Source organism: Thiomonas sp. DCM-2, assembly GCF_056820905.1.
This window is the reverse complement of sequence record NZ_CM165962.1, coordinates 2,557,887-2,572,384: the sequence shown is the minus strand read 5'-3', so window position 1 is coordinate 2,572,384 and position 14,498 is coordinate 2,557,887. Positions and strand designations below refer to the sequence as shown.

General features: G+C 66.7%; 14 protein-coding genes. 3 read left to right on the top strand and 11 right to left on the bottom strand.

What is annotated here, in order from left to right:
- The first annotated feature begins 170 nt into the window (after window positions 1–170).
- Window positions 171–1,523 (top strand): sensor domain-containing diguanylate cyclase, encoded by a 1,353-nt coding sequence (locus AC1ZQA_RS12455; RefSeq protein ID WP_482677177.1) that lies wholly within the window; start codon window positions 171–173, stop codon window positions 1,521–1,523.
- A gap of 7 nt (window positions 1,524–1,530) precedes the next feature.
- Here AC1ZQA_RS12455 and AC1ZQA_RS12450 read toward each other — a convergent pair whose 3' ends face one another.
- The 5 genes from AC1ZQA_RS12450 to ptsP form a co-directional block, all read right to left on the bottom strand.
- Entirely contained in the window at window positions 1,531–1,857 is a 327-nt protein-coding gene (locus AC1ZQA_RS12450) for an AzlD domain-containing protein (protein ID WP_482677176.1), read from the bottom strand.
- 13 nt (window positions 1,858–1,870) lie between these two features.
- Window positions 1,871–2,626: an AzlC family ABC transporter permease gene (locus tag AC1ZQA_RS12445; RefSeq protein ID WP_482677175.1), complete on the bottom strand. Its 756-nt coding sequence runs from the start codon at window positions 2,624–2,626 to the stop codon at window positions 1,871–1,873.
- Between the two features lie 104 nt (window positions 2,627–2,730).
- Window positions 2,731–4,632: an O-antigen ligase family protein gene (locus AC1ZQA_RS12440; RefSeq protein ID WP_482677174.1), complete on the bottom strand. Its 1,902-nt coding sequence runs from the start codon at window positions 4,630–4,632 to the stop codon at window positions 2,731–2,733.
- Window positions 4,633–4,685: 53 nt separating this feature from the next.
- Complete coding sequence (locus AC1ZQA_RS12435) at window positions 4,686–6,221, bottom strand: M48 family metalloprotease (RefSeq protein WP_482677173.1); 1,536 nt, start codon at window positions 6,219–6,221, stop codon at window positions 4,686–4,688.
- A 27-nt stretch (window positions 6,222–6,248) separates the two neighbouring features.
- Window positions 6,249–8,000, bottom strand: coding sequence for a phosphoenolpyruvate--protein phosphotransferase (ptsP, locus tag AC1ZQA_RS12430; protein ID WP_482677172.1), 1,752 nt, complete (start codon window positions 7,998–8,000; stop codon window positions 6,249–6,251).
- 167 nt (window positions 8,001–8,167) lie between these two features.
- On the opposite strand from ptsP, the gene AC1ZQA_RS12425 reads away from it, so the two are divergent.
- Both AC1ZQA_RS12425 and AC1ZQA_RS12420 read left to right on the top strand, forming a co-directional pair.
- Window positions 8,168–8,572 carry a hypothetical protein gene (locus tag AC1ZQA_RS12425; RefSeq protein ID WP_482677171.1) on the top strand — a complete coding sequence of 135 codons (405 nt, stop codon included), beginning with the start codon at window positions 8,168–8,170 and terminating at the stop codon, window positions 8,570–8,572.
- A 79-nt stretch (window positions 8,573–8,651) separates the two neighbouring features.
- Window positions 8,652–9,131 (top strand): GNAT family N-acetyltransferase, encoded by a 480-nt coding sequence (locus AC1ZQA_RS12420; RefSeq protein WP_482677170.1) that lies wholly within the window; start codon window positions 8,652–8,654, stop codon window positions 9,129–9,131.
- Between the two features lie 11 nt (window positions 9,132–9,142).
- Here AC1ZQA_RS12420 and AC1ZQA_RS12415 read toward each other — a convergent pair whose 3' ends face one another.
- The 6 genes from AC1ZQA_RS12415 to AC1ZQA_RS12390 form a co-directional block, all read right to left on the bottom strand.
- Complete coding sequence (locus AC1ZQA_RS12415) at window positions 9,143–9,907, bottom strand: amino acid ABC transporter ATP-binding protein (RefSeq protein WP_482677169.1); 765 nt, start codon at window positions 9,905–9,907, stop codon at window positions 9,143–9,145.
- Entirely contained in the window at window positions 9,904–10,782 is an 879-nt protein-coding gene (locus AC1ZQA_RS12410) for an amino acid ABC transporter permease (RefSeq protein WP_482677168.1), read from the bottom strand. Before AC1ZQA_RS12410 ends, AC1ZQA_RS12415 begins: the two co-directional genes overlap by 4 nt.
- 60 nt (window positions 10,783–10,842) lie before the next feature.
- Complete coding sequence (locus AC1ZQA_RS12405; protein ID WP_482677167.1) at window positions 10,843–11,706, bottom strand: ABC transporter substrate-binding protein; 864 nt, start codon at window positions 11,704–11,706, stop codon at window positions 10,843–10,845.
- A 304-nt stretch (window positions 11,707–12,010) separates the two neighbouring features.
- Window positions 12,011–13,072 carry a HAMP domain-containing sensor histidine kinase gene (locus AC1ZQA_RS12400; protein ID WP_482677166.1) on the bottom strand — a complete coding sequence of 354 codons (1,062 nt, stop codon included), beginning with the start codon at window positions 13,070–13,072 and terminating at the stop codon, window positions 12,011–12,013.
- A 2-nt stretch (window positions 13,073–13,074) separates the two neighbouring features.
- The gene (locus AC1ZQA_RS12395; RefSeq protein WP_482677165.1) at window positions 13,075–13,821 is read right to left on the bottom strand and encodes a response regulator; all 747 of its coding nucleotides are present in this window, start codon (window positions 13,819–13,821) and stop codon (window positions 13,075–13,077) included.
- 64 nt (window positions 13,822–13,885) lie between these two features.
- On the bottom strand, window positions 13,886–14,494 hold the full coding sequence (locus AC1ZQA_RS12390; protein ID WP_482677164.1) for a Spy/CpxP family protein refolding chaperone: 609 nt from the start codon (window positions 14,492–14,494) through the stop codon (window positions 13,886–13,888).
- Window positions 14,495–14,498 lie beyond the last annotated feature (4 nt).

Below are 14,498 nucleotides of genomic sequence, written 5' to 3'. Positions count from 1 at the left end.
TGAGGATGGGCAACGGAACGCGTTCAAGCGAGAATGTGAAATCAATCACACCGAACGGGGCGTAGTGTAGAACGTGCCATTGACGGTTCTGTGCAAACCGCCAAAATCGCGCAAAACCGATTGACCCCGCGCAGTCCTGCCAGATCTTCTTGCTCACATTCCACAGCGCCATGCATGCGTCGTCTCGACAACAGCCTCTCCCGACCACTGCGCCGGAAGACGCCCTGTTGCCCGGACTGGCGGCGGTTCCAGAGGTCAGAAGCCTGCTGGAAGCGGTGGATCTGCCCATCGGCCGGTGGGATGCCGAGGGGCGGCTGACCTTCTTCAACCCGCCCTATGTCACCTGGGCGCGTCGCACTCCACAGGCGTTGCTTGGCAAGAGCCTGAAGGAACTGTACGGCGAAGATGCCTGGACGGCGGCCCGCCCCGCTTTCGAGCGCGGGTTCCAGGGACAGCAGGCCGACTATCTGCGGCTGCTGCGCCATCTCGATCCACCGCGCTGGGCGCGCATTCAGGTGTTTCCAGAGCGCGGACAGGACGGACGAATCGATGCGATCTATACCATCGCGCACGATGTGCATGACGACATCACCAACGCGATGTCGCTCAGACGCTCGAACTGGCTGCTCGAGCAGGCACTGGACAACCTGCCTTGGGGCGTGATCGAGAGCAATGCCGAGCTGATCATCACCCGCTGGTCGCGCTCCGCCGAGGCCATTCTGGGTTACACCGAGGCAGAGCGTCTGGGCACGCATCGCCTGGCCATGGGGGTTCCCGAAGAGGAGCGCGCGCGCACCATGGCAATCTATGCGCGTCTGCTGCGTGGCGAGATCGACAACTGGGTGGAGCAGGCGCAGTACATCCGCAAGGACCGGCGCCGCATCTGGGTGGAGTGGACGCTGTCTGCGCTGCGCGACGAAGAAGGGCGCGTGGTCTCCTTGCTGACCTTCGTGCGCGATGTGACCCACCAGGTCGACACCCACGCCCGCCTGCTGCACCACGCCGAGCGCGACGCCCTCACCGGTGTGCTCAGCCGCCGCGCCATCATGGAGCGGCTGGACACCGCGCTGTCGCGCCGCACACGCGGCGACATGCTGGCGCTCTACTTCATCGATCTCGACGGCTTCAAGCAGATCAATGACCGGCTCGGCCATGTGCGTGGCGACCGCTTGCTGATCCAGGTGGCGCATGCCATTCAGGACGTGCTGCGCCGCGACGATGCCATCGGCCGCCTGGGCGGCGACGAATTCGTGGTGCTCAGCGCCGTGGCCGATTTGTCCGCTGCCCAGGCACTCGCTGCCAAGCTGGTTGAAGTGAGTGCCGCGGCAGGCTACGACCTGCTTTCCGGTCTGCGGGTGACGGCCAGCATTGGCGTTGCCGCAGTGCCCACGCATGCCCGCAGCAGCTTTGACCTGCTGCAAAGGGCAGACGACGCCATGTACGCGGCCAAGAACGACGGCAAAAACCGCTGGGCGCTCTGCAATCAGCTTCTCAGCAGCACCTCGGCGCCAGACCGGCTCTGACGATCTCTCAGGCCCAGGTGCGGCTGATCCACGACAAGGCCCAGTACGCCACCATGCCGCTGAGAATGGTGCCCAGAATGCCACGCCGCGCAAAAAAATAGCCTGCGGCAACGAAGGCCGCGCCCAGCTTCACCCACGGCGGGCCCAGCGGCGTGAGCAGCAGCAACTCGGGCGCCACGACTGCAGCCAGCGCGGCGGCAGGGGCAAAGCGCAGGGCGATTTTCACCCGTGCCGGCAAGGGCATGGGTTTGCGGGAGAGCAGAAACATGTTCCGGCTCAGCACGGTGACGACCGTCATGCCGGCGACCAGGGCGATTTGCTGCAGCAGGGTCATGGCGCAACCGGCTTCAGGGTTTGGAGCCGTTCAGCAGGCCACCGCTGGACGCAAGCTGGCGCTGACTCCACGCGTCCCAGGCCATGCCCACCATCAGCGCGCCAGCGATGGCCGCAACCAGATTGAGCCGCAGGGGCAGCCAGAACAGCAGCGCGCTCAACGCCGAGGCCACGACGATGACCGCCGCAATGGTGCGATCGGCCAGCAGCGACAGCACAATGCCCAGCAGCGCCAGCGTGCCCGCGAACGCCAGTCCCCACGCGCCGGGAATGTGCTGCGCCATCAGAATGCCGAGGATGGACGGAATCTGCCATGCGACCCAGTTGGCCAGCGACACGCCGAGAAAGTAATGGGTTTGTTGCGGATCGCCGGTGGGATGCGGGTGACGACGGATCATCAAGACCTGGCTCAGATCGCCGATCAGGTAGCCGTAGACCAGGCGGCGCAAACGCGGCAGGTGCTCGAAATACGGCCGCATCTGCGCGCTGAAGACCACAAACCGCAGGTTGACGCAAAACGCCGTGCCCAGAATCAGCCAGAGCGGCGCGCCTGCTGCAATGAGGGGCAAGGCGGCCAGTTGCGCGCTGCCCGCAAACACGAACAGGCTGATCGCCAGCGCCAGTTGCACACTCAGACCCGACTTGACCATGGCCACGCCCGTGACCAGACCCCACGCGGCGATGCCCAGCGAGACAGCGCGCATGTCCCGCATGCCCTCGCGGAGCGCGGGCTGGGCAAACAGGGATGGATCGCGATGGAGGGTCGTCATGGCAAAGGGGTTTTCGACATTTTGCGCCGCATCAAACTGACCGGGCAAGCAGCGTTTGACGTGTTGTGACAAACACGCAAAGGGTTCGGGTGCTCGGGCCGGGCTCAGCGGTTGACGGGAACCGCGACGCGACGCAGCACGGGGGCATTCTGCAAGGCCAGCAGCAAGGGTGCCGTCTGCTTGGGCGACAGGCCTGCCTGTGCCGCCTGCACCGGAAATTGCGTTGCAAGGCCAGGTGCATAGAGCCAGAACGAACTGGCGGTGTAGCGTGCCAGGGCCAGTGCCTGCGCCGCGTGGCCGAGCCGACTGAGCAGCAGAATGCGGCGGATCAGCAGGTTCGGGTCGCCATAGGCGTGGCTCACCCGGTCGACTGCCGCTTGTTCGCGCAGCAGTTCGGCGCGGGTGTCGCTGGCGCGCACCTGAATGGCGCTGGCCTGGGCAAAGCCGATCAGCGGACGGAAAAACAGATCGCTGCGCTGCGCCTGCCGGATGGCCTGGGCTGACTGCGTCCGGTCGGCCGAGTAGGCGTCGTTGGTGATGCTGTAGTCATAGCCGGCCTTGGCCACGAGCGCGACCGCCAGCACGGCGACAGTCAGCGCGGCAGAGCGGGGGAGTGCGACATCGCCCAGGGCTGCGCCCGCCTTGCTGGCATCCTTGCCGCCGAACCCGTCCATCCACCCGGCGAGAAAGGCGAAGACCCAGAGGAAATACAGATACCACAGGGGATACTCGACCAGACTGTGCAGGCCCAGAAACGCCACACCCATCCAGGCGGTCAGGGGCAAGGGGGTGGGGGCGTCGGGCGCAGCGCGGCCGCATTGGACCCACGCGCGGGCGGAGCGCCACAGCCAGGCAAGCGCCACAGCGATGACCGGCACCGTGCCCACCAGGCCGGTTTCGGCGAGCAATTGCAGGATGAGATCGTGCGCGTTGTCGATGTTGTCCAGCGGCAACGGATGCAGCGCATGGTGGATGGCGGCATGTTGCAGTCCCCAGCCGAGTTGCCCCCAGCCGGCGCCGAACCAGGGCAGATGTTCGAACACCTGCCAGGCGTTGCGCCAGATCAGCGCCCGGGCGTTGACCGGCTGGTCGATCTGACGGGTGACGGCGTCGAGAAAGCTGATCCAGCCCAGGTGGTCGGCCTCGCGCAGCGCCAGCCACCACAGCGCGTACAGCACCGGCACCGCAACCAGCGCCGCCCAGCGCGGACTGCGCCAGGCGCCGCGCACTGCGATCAGCACCAGTGCCGACGCCACGACCGCCTGCACCATGCCGGTGCGCGAGCCACACACCACCAATGCCCAGCTCATGCCGATGACCGCAGCCCACACCGTGCGTGGGCGCAGGCGTGGCGCCCACCAGGCCAGCCCCGCCAGGCCGAGGGCCACGGCGGTGGCGTAGTGATTGGGCTGGCGCAGATTGCCGAACACCCGTCCGGTGGACGGATAGCTGATGAGGTCGGAATACAGCGGCAGGTGCGCCGCCAGCCAGGTGGCCAGCGCCGGGATTTGCCACAGGGCAAACTGCACCAGGCCGAAGGCCACTTGGATGAGTCCCTGCAACAGCAGCCCGGCGGCGGCCACGTCCAGCCAGGGGTGCTCCGCATCGCCTGCGGTTGTGGCCTGGCGCCGCGCCGCCGCATTGCCCAGACCGGCCACCAGCGCCGCGCTCAGCAGCACCGCCACAGTGATGGCCCCTTGGCTGGCGTAGGCCAGTTGTCCGCTGACGGTCTGCAGCGCGACCACCGTGGCGGCTACGGCGAACCCCAGCGCGGCCAGCCCGAACCGTGGTGCCAGCCCGCTCCAGACGGCAGCGAAAAACACCACGGCCCAGAGGGTGGCGGCAACCAGGGTGGTGCCCATTTTGGCGACCACGCCCGGATCGAAGGGCCAGATCAGCGGCAGCGAGATCGCCAGGCCCAGCAGGCCGAGCGCGAGTTGTTGAGAGAGGGAGGCGCCAGTCGGTGCGGGCTGGGTGGGGCGGGAGACGGGAGCGTTCAGCGGCATGCCGCGCATTATCCGTGCAGTGTCAGGCCACGCGGTGACCGATTGTTGCCGCGCTACTGGGGCAGAGTCTTGTCGATCAGCTTGTGTTGCGCATGTTCCTGTTCCAGGGTGCGCAGCCGGGCGTCGATGATGGAGGCTTCGAAATAATCCGCGCCCGGTGTGCGCTGCGCGATGCGCAACTGTTCGATGGCGGCCTCGGTCTTTCCCTCCAGGGCATAGGCCTCGGCCGTGGCACGATGCTGCGCGGCAAACGCGCCCGTGGCGGCGTCGGCGCGGGCGAGGTCTTGCCACAGGGTGATGTCATCCGGGTGCGCCACGGTCTGCTGGCGCAGAAAATCGCGCGCCGGGGTCTTGTCGGGCTGCGCCAGCAGGCAGCGCGACAGCAGGTGCAGCGCGGCCGTGGATTGCGGGAATTGTCTGTGCAGCGCACGCGCCGGCTCCAGCGCCTTGGTGGGTTGGGTGTCGAGCAGCAGTTCGGTCTGCAACAAATCCAGCGGCAGCCGCTCGGCAGCGGGCAGGTTTGCGGCGGCGGCTTGCGCGCGGGCAAGGGCTGCAGAGGCTGCATCGAAGCGCTTGAGTCGCTGCAGCACCACGGCCTGTCCGTAAGCCCAGGCGGCCTGCTGCGCCGGAAAGGCGATCCGATCCGCGCCGAACTGCCTTTCTGCGCGCAGCAGGGCGTCGTGTGATTGCGGGGTGAGGGCGCGGGCGCGGGCGTTCATCAGCCAGAACATCAGATCATGGTCGGGCGGCAGAGGCTTGTTGCCGCCGCGGGCCTCGGCATCGGCAATGCGTTCGCTGGTCAAGGGATGCGTCTGCAGAAAGGCAAACACGTCGGAATCGTCCAGCCGGGAGAGGTTTTGCAGCCGCAGCAGCATGCTGGCCATGGCTTGCGGCGGATAGCCGGAGTCTGACAGCACCTCGGTGCCGGTGCGGTCGGCGTCGCGTTCGTTGCTGCGCGAAAAGCGCAGCGCATTGTCGATGGCCGCGGCCTGTCCGCCCATGGCCAGGCCCTGCGCGGCCTGATCCTGCCCCGCGCTGGCAGCCACGATGGCGAGGATGAGCGAGCCGATGCTCAGCAGCCGGTCCTTGCCCGCCTGCGCCAGCCGCTGGGCAATGTGGCGCTGGGTGATGTGCGACATCTCGTGCGCGAACACGGCAGCTACCTGATCGTGCGACTGCGCGTCGATCACCATGCCGGTATGCACCCCGATCCAGCCGCCGGGCAGGGCAAAGGCATTGAAGCTGCGGTCGCGCAGCAGGAACACCCGGAACCGGCGCGGCGCCTCCATTTCTGCCGTGCGCCGCGCCGCAGGGGTGAGGCGGTCGACGATGGCCTGCAGATAGTCGCGCAGCAGACTGTCGTGCAGATAGGCGGGCTCCGCGCGCATTTCGCGCATGATGATCTCGCCCAGACGCTTTTCCTGCGCGGAACTGAAACTGCCCTGCGCCGGGTCGCCCAGGGTGGGCAGAGTGCTGGCGTAGCCGGGGTCGCGCGTGTCCCCGGTGTCCGAGGTTTGCGCCCAGACCGGTTGCGCCAGCAGAGCGGCGCTGCTCAGGCAGCAGGCAAGACGGCGCAGCACGCAGGGCATGGAGGCACCTGAAGCGGCTTGTGCGGTTCAGCCCAGCGCAGCGAGCGCGGCCTGCTGTTCCTCGGGCTCGTAGGCCTGCAGCACGTTCTGTACCAGCGGAGCGAGCTTGTCGGTATCGGCACGCAACACCTCCTGCTTGACCGACAGGATCTGGGCCGGGTGCATGGAAAAGCTGCGCAGCCCCATGCCCAGCAGCAGCCGGGTCAGCGCCGGGTCGCCCGCCATTTCTCCGCACACACTGATGTCCACCGGACGGCCTTTCCACGCGGCGGCGGCGCGGGTTTGCGCAATGATCTGCGCCAGCAGATTGAGCACGGCGGGATGCATCGGGTCGTAGAGGTTGGAGACGCTTTCATCTGCGCGGTCGATGGCCAGGGTGTACTGCACCAGATCGTTGGTGCCGACCGACAGAAAGTCGAAATGTCGCAGGAACAGCGGCAGCGCCAGCGCAGCGCCGGGCACCTCGATCATGGCGCCCACTTCCACCGGGCCATAGGCCACGCCTGCAGCGGCGAGTTCGGCGCGCGACTTGTCGAGTTCGGCAAAGGTCTGGCGGATTTCGCTGGCGTGCGCCACCATGGGAATGAGCACCTTGAGTGGCCCCAGCGTGGCGGCGCGCAGCAGGGCGCGCAGCTGGATGCGGAACATCGCCGGATCGGACAGGCTGTAGCGGATGGCGCGCAGGCCGAGTGCGGGGTTGAGATGGGTGAATTCGCCGTCGCGGTAGTCTTCGGCATCCAGCGGCTTGTCCGAGCCGATGTCGATGGTGCGAATGGTGACCGGCTTGCCCTGCATGGCCAGCAGCACGCGGCGATAGGCCTCGTACTGCTCGTCCTCGCCCGGCAGGTTGCTGCCGCGGTTCATGAACAGGAATTCGGTGCGGAACAGCCCCACGCCCGCAGCACCGGCTTCCAGCGCCGGGGCGCAGTCTTCGGGCTGTTCGATATTGGCCAGCAGCTCCACCGGCTCGGCGTTGAGGGTGCGCGCGGGGGTGAACTTCAGACGCTTGAGCCGCTCGCGCGCGAGCTGCGATTCCTGCTGGCGCAGGCGGTAGTCCTCGAGGATGACCGGAGACGGATCGACGATGAGCAGGCCGCTGTCGCCGTCGATGATGACCAGATCGTCCTGGCGGATCAGGCCACCGGCCGAGCGCGCGCCCACCACGGCCGGAATATCCAGACTGCGGGCGACGATGGCGGTATGCGAGGTCTTGCCGCCCACATCGGTGACAAAGCCCTTGAACACCCCGGTCTTGAACTGCAGCATGTCCGCCGGGGCGATGTCGTGGGCGATGAGCACCAGATCGCCGTTGCCGCTGGCCGAGCGGGCCAGCCCGGCGCTGCCGCGCAGGGCGCGCAGCACCCGCTCGACCACCTGCTCCACGTCGGCAATGCGTTCGCGCAGGTACTCGTCGTCCATTTCGTCGAAACTGCGCGAAATCACGTCGAGTTGCGCGGTGAGTGCCCATTCGGCGTTGTAGCGGCGCTGGCGGATCCAGGTGATGGTGTCCTGCGCCATCTGCCGGTCATCGAGCAGCATCTTGTGCACGTCGATGAACGCGGCCATTTCGGCGGGGGCGTCGGGTGGAAGCTCGGCCTTGAGCGTGTCGAGCTCGGCGCGCACGGCCCGGCGCGCGGCGCGCAGACGCTCGATTTCCGCCTCTTCCGTGCCCGGATCGACGAAGTAGTGCGCCACGTCCAGCCGGGCCGAGGCAAGAATGACGGCACGCCCGATGGCCATGCCGCGGGAAACCGGAATTCCGAACAGTTGAAGAGCCATGCCGCGATGGTAACGGGGGGCACGCTGGCGCAAAACACTCTGACTGCACCCTGCAAGACCAAGCAGGCAGCAAGGAGATGTCGCGCTCATTAAGCTTCGTGCACACTTGAGCGCCGCAGAGCGCGCAGTGTTTTCCCTGTTCGAGGTTCTTTTCCCTGGAGTTCACCATGCACAAACTTGCACTCTCACTGGCCCTTCTGGGTTTTGCCGCCGCGCCGGCCTTCGCGTCCACCATGCACCACGAGGTCAAGGTCGAACTGGCCGCCCAGAACAACTCTGGCGAAACTGGCTATGCCCTGATCAAGCCGATGGGCAAGGGCGTCGAGGTCATCGTCCATATCAAGGGTGGCCCCAAGGGCGTTGCCCAGCCCGACCACATTCATCCAGGCACCTGCGCCAATCTGAACCCAGTGCCCAAATATCCGCTGAACAACGTGGTGGACGGCAAGTCGGTCACCAAGCTGCCAGAGGTGAGCATGGACGATCTGTTCAAGGAGCCCATGGCCATCAACGTGCATGAAAGCGCGCAAGACCTGAAGAAATACGTGGCCTGCGGCGACATCAAGAAGTAAGCGACCTTCGGCGCGCGCTACCATTTCCGGCAACTCGGGGCGTCATCAAGGCGCCCCGTTTGCATTGGAGACGTGTCACGTGATTGCCCTGGTTGATGTCGATCTGTCCCGTCCGGACCACGCCCTTGCGGTGCTGGAACTGACCTCCCGCTACGCCCGCGATCCGATGGGCGGCGGCGAAGATCTCGCGCCCGAGGTCAAGGCCGTTCTCGTGGAGCGCCTGCGTGCGCGGCCCGATTACTTTGGCGTGCTCGCGCTGGACGACGCCACGCCCGTCGCGCTGATCAACTGCTTCGAGGGCTTCTCCACCTTCATGGCGCGGCCACTGGTGAACGTCCATGACGTGTATGTCGAGCCCGCCTACCGCGGACAGGGCCTGTCGCGCCAACTGTTGCAGCGGGTCGAAGAGGTGGCGCGCGCGCGTGGCTGCGGCAAGCTCACGCTGGAAGTGCTCGACGGCAATGCCGCCGCCATTGCCAGCTACCGACGCTTCGGTTTCGAAACCTACGCCCTGGACCCGGCTTTCGGCCGGGCGCAGTTCTGGCAGAAGCGGCTCTGAGCGGAGGCGAGTTACAGAATCTTCGACAGAAATTGCCGCGTGCGCTCGTGCTGCGGGTGGGTGAAAAACTGCTCGGGCGGGGCGGATTCGATGATGCGGCCTTCGTGCATCATCACCACGCGGTCGGCCACTTCGCGGGCGAAGCCCATTTCGTGGGTGACCACGACCATGGTCATGCCGTCGCGGGCGAGCGACTTCATCACTTCGAGCACTTCGCCGACCAGCTCAGGGTCGAGCGCCGAGGTTGGCTCGTCGAACAGCATCAGCTTCGGACTCATGGCCAGTGCGCGGGCAATGGCGATGCGCTGCTGCTGACCTCCGGAGAGCTGGTTGGGATACGCATCGCCCCGATCGGCCAGGCCGACGCGGGCAAGCAATTCATGTGCGCGTTGCAGCGCCTGCGCCCTGGGCTGCCCAAGCACATGCACGGGCGCTTCGATGATGTTCTGCAGCGCCGTCATGTGCGCAAACAGATTGAAGCGCTGAAACACCATGCCGACTTCGGCGCGGTGGCGGCAGATGTCGCGGTCGTGCAACTCATGCAGGCGGTTGCCCACTTGCCGGTAGCCCACCAGCTCGCCATCGACCGTCAGGCGGCCCGCGTCGATCTTTTCCAGGTGGTTGATGCAGCGCAGGAAGGTGGATTTGCCCGAGCCCGAAGCGCCCAGCAGGCAGACCACTTCGCCGCGTCGCACGTCGAGCGAAATGCCCTTGAGCACCTCGAGATTGCCGAAGCGCTTGTGCACGCCCTCGGCCTTGACCATGATGTCACTCACCGTGCCGCCCCCCGTCGCGCGAGCGCTGCGCGCAACTGCTGCAGAGGCGTCAGGGACGCGTTGCGGGTGGCGCTGCGGCCGAAATGCCGCTCGATGTAGAACTGGCCGATGGACAGCACAGTGGTCACCAGCAGGTACCAGATGCTGGCCACCAGCAGCAGCGGAATGGTGCGGTAGTTCACCGCGTAGATCAGCTGCACCGAATACAGCAGATCGCTGACCGCGATCACACTGACCAGCGAAGTGGTCTTGAGCATGGAAATGGTTTCGTTGCCGGTCGGCGGCACGATCACCCGCATCGCCTGCGGCAGCACCACACGGCGCATGATCTGCAGCCGCGACAGGCCCAGCGCGGCGCCGGCCTCGCTCTGACCTTCGTCCACCGACAGAATGCCGGCACGGACGATCTCGGCCATGTAGGCCCCCTCGTTGAGTCCGAGCGCCAGAATGGCGGCAATGAACGGGGTGATCAGATTGTTGGCGTCGAAGCTCCAGGAGCCGAAGCCGATATTGGGGTAGAGCGCGGTGATATTGAACCAGAACAGAATCTGCACCAGGACCGGCGTGCCGCGAAACAGCCAGATATAGAACCGACTCGCACCCGAGACCAGCGGGTTGAGTGAGAGCCGCATCACCGCCAGCAGCACGCCCAGCGCCACGCCGATGAGCATGGAAATGACTGTGAGTTCCAGGGTCAGCCACAGTCCGCGCAGCACACGTGCGGAAAAGAAATACTCGCCGACCACAGACCATTCGAAGCGCGGGTTGGTGGTGAAGGAGTAAGCCATCGCCAGAATCAGCACGAACACCGCGGCGGCCGCAATCCAGCGGCCGGGGTGTCGTGCAGGAATGGCCTTGATGTCGTCGGGTCGCATCGTGTTGTCTTGACTTCTTTGGTCTGCGCGGCCGACCGAGAAGTCGGCCGCGTCATGGCCTTACTGCGTGGCGCCGTTGATTGCCGGGTCCTTGATGGCGCCCTGGGTGATGCCCCACTTGTGCAGGATCTTGGCGTATTCGCCGCTGGCGATCACCTTTTTGAGCGCAGCCAGCACGGGCTCGGCCAGGCCGCTGTTCTTCGGCATGGCGATGCCGTAGGGCGCGGAGTTGTAGGCATCGCCGGTCAGCTTGAACTGGCCGTGCGATTTTTCCACGATCCAGGCGGCCACTGGCGAGTCGGCCATGCCCACCTGTGCGCGGCCGCTGGCGATGGCCAGGTTCGCGCCGTTCTGGTCGGGGAACACCGAGACGGTCACCGCCTTCTTGCCGGCAGCAACGCATTCCTTGCTCTGCTTGGCGGCGTCATCGGCCTGCGTGGTGCCTTTCTCGACGGCCACGGTCATGCCGCACAGATTGGCCAGACCCACCACCTTCGGGCCGCCCTGGGCCTTGACATAGAACGACGTGCCGGCGGTCATGTAGCTGACGAAATCGACCACTTCCTCGCGTTTCTTGGTGATGGTGAACGAGGACATGCTCATGTCGTACTTGCCCGACTGCAGCGCGGGGATGATGCTGTCGAAACTGGCGTTGACGAAGTCCGCCTTCACGCCGAGTTCCTTGGCGATGGCCTTGCCCAGGTCGACATCGGCACCTTCGATGGTCTTGCCGTCCTTGGCGATGAATTCCATCGGCGCGTAGGTGGCGTCGGTGGCGATGGTCAGATGGCCTTGTTCCTTGTACTTCTGGGGCAGGGTGCTGGCGGCTGAGGCGAGTGGGCTGAAAGTGGCGCCGAGCACCGCGAGGCTGGCAGCGGCGCCGAGCAGGCGCGCCGTGGTGGACAAACGCAAGTTGTGGGACATCTTGGACTCCATGGGATTGTGAACGTGTAGTGTGGATGCCGCCGCACAAGGCAGCGGACGCCGGTTGATTTTTCGCCAGGGATGGTTGGATCGGCTCGCCTGTGCCGCAGGGCGCCTCCGGGACTGGGCGGCAAGCCGGTACGCAGCGGGAGGCACATTCCTCTCTTTCTGTTTTCTTTTGGCTCGCGACCTTGCGATGATATGAAAACTCCGCACGGCGCATACAAGATTTGTGCCATGCGCTGATTGCGCATGATTTGGCGGACGGGGCGGTGCGTGCGAGGCGCAGGCGCGTGCGCCGGGCTCAGGGCGCGCGCCCGAGCCAGATCTCGAAGCAGGTGCCGCCGTCGCTCTGCGGCAGACAGCGTGCATCTCCGCCGTGCTGCCGCGCGATGCGCCGCACCAGCGGCAGGCCCAGCCCCGTGCCGTCGCCGCGCCCGGGCAGCCGGACGAAGGGCTCGAAGATGCGCTGTGCGTCGGCGGCGGGCACGCCCGGGCCGCGGTCGCACACGCGCACCACCGCGCCGCCTTCGACCGCTGACAGGCTGACCTGCGGCGGGCTGCCCGGCGCGTGCCGCCGCGCGTTGTCCAGCAGGTTGCGCACCGCACGGCGCAGCAGCCGGTCGTCCCCCTGCAGGGTGATCCAGTCGCCCTGCACCTCGACGTCGAACCGTGCCGCTTCCTCGGCCACCAGCGCGAGCAGGTCGACCTCCTCGCGCTGCAGCGACTGCCCCGGCGCCGCGTCCAGTCGGCTGGCGAGCAGGATGTCGTCGATCAATGCGTCGAGTTCGGTCAGGTCGTTCTTGGCGGCGCGTAGCGCGACCTCGCGCGCGGCGGCAGGCACCGGTGCGGCCAGTGTCTCCAGGCTCAGGCGCAGCCGGGTCAGCGGGGTGCGCAGTTCGTGCGAGGTGTAGGCCAGCAGCGACTTGTGGCTTTGCATCAAGGATTCGATGCGCGCTGCGGCGGTGTTGAAACTCTGCGCGAGTTGCGCCACTTCATCGTTGCCCTGCACCGCCACGCGTGCCGACAGGTCGCCCGCTCCCAGCGCCTGCACGCCCTGCTGCAGGGTTTCCAGGCGACGGGTGAGACGGCGCATCAGCGGCAGGGTCACGGCGCTGACCACCAGCGCGGTGAGCACCGTGCCGGTCAAAGGGGAGAGCAGCAGATGTCGCCAGGGCGAGGGCTGGATGCCCTGCGCCGCCATCAGCGCGCGGAACATGGCGCGGCGGATTTCCGCTTGCTGCGGATCGGAAAAGAACAGCCAGTGGATCAGCAGCGCCGACACCAGCGCCTGCGCCAGCAGCGCGAGGATGAGCGCCAGCCACAGACGCTGCCACAGCTGGGACTTGGCACCGCTTGCCGTCATGCTCAAACCCCGTCCTGCGACTTGGTGAACACATAGCCGGCGCCGCGCAGGGTGAGGATGCGGCGCGGGTGGCGCGGGTCGTCCTCGATCGCGGCGCGGATGCGGCTGATGTGCACGTCGATCGAGCGGTCGAAGGCCTCGAGCGCTTCGCCCTTGACTGCGCTGAGCAGGAATTCGCGGGTCAGCACCCGGCCCGGATGGCGCGCCAGCACCAGCATCAGGTCGAACTGGTAGGCGGTCATCGGGCGGTCTTCGCCGTCGATGCGCGCCTGCCGCGCGGCAGGGTCGATTTCCAGACGGCCGAAGCGCAGCACCTGCGCAGCAGACGGATCGTGCGGGGACAGGCTGCCGGCGCGCCGGCGCGTGATCGCGCGCAGCCGGGCGAGCAGCTCGCGCGGTTCGAACGGTTTGGTGAGATAGTCGTCGGCGCCGATTTCCAGCCCGACCACGCGGTCGAACGGATCGCCGCGCGCGGTGAGCATGAGCACCGGAAGGTCGCTGTGGGTGCGCAGTCGGCGGCAGATGTCCAGGCCGTCGCCGTCGGGCAGCATCAGATCGAGCACCAGGGCGTCGAAGCCCGGGCCTTCGCCCCGGCGCGGGTTGAGTTCGGCCTCGGCCTGCGCGGCGTTGGCGGCATGCGTGACCTGCCATCCGGCGCTGAGCAGAAAGTCGCGGACCTGCTGCGCCAGGCGGAGATCGTCTTCGACCAGCAGAAGCTGGCTGGGGGAGGTGCGGGTTTGCGGGGTCATGAAGCAGCCCAGTCTGGAATGGCACAGGCCACCGATGCGGCCTGCTTGGATCGGAGACTGGGGCTTATTGCATCATGCCCGGGCCACCCATCGGGCCCATGCCGTGCCCGTCCATGCCTGGGCCGCGGTGGTGCTGCATGCGCTCCATGCGCTGCTGCATCATGGAGTAGAGCTTGGCACGCTGCTCGGGGGTGAGGATCTGGGCCATGTCATATTGGGTCTGCGTGCGCTCGCGCGAGAGCTGGTTGGCCAGCGCCATCTGCTTGTCGCGCAGCGCTTCGAGTGCGCCGCGGTCGATGGTGGGCGCCGCCAGCAGCTTCATGCGTTGTTGCATCAGATCGCGCATCTGCTCCATTTCCGGGCGGGCCTTGTCCCACGCCTGCTTGCGCAGGGCACGCAGTTGCTCCTGCTGTGCCGGGGTGACGCCGGCCTGGGACAGCATGCGCCGCATGCCACGCTCGCCATGCTTTCCATGCATGCCGGGGCCGCAATGCCCCATCATGCCGTGCATGCCGGGCCCGCCCTGCTGCATGGGAGTGGCTGGCGGTGAGGTTTGCGCGCTGGCCAGCGCAGCGTGGCTGGCGACGGTGACCACGAGAGCGGCTCCCGCGACGCCGAGGAGGCGACGCAGACGCGAGGTGTCTTTGCTGGTGGGGGAAGTCTGTGGATTCATGGCG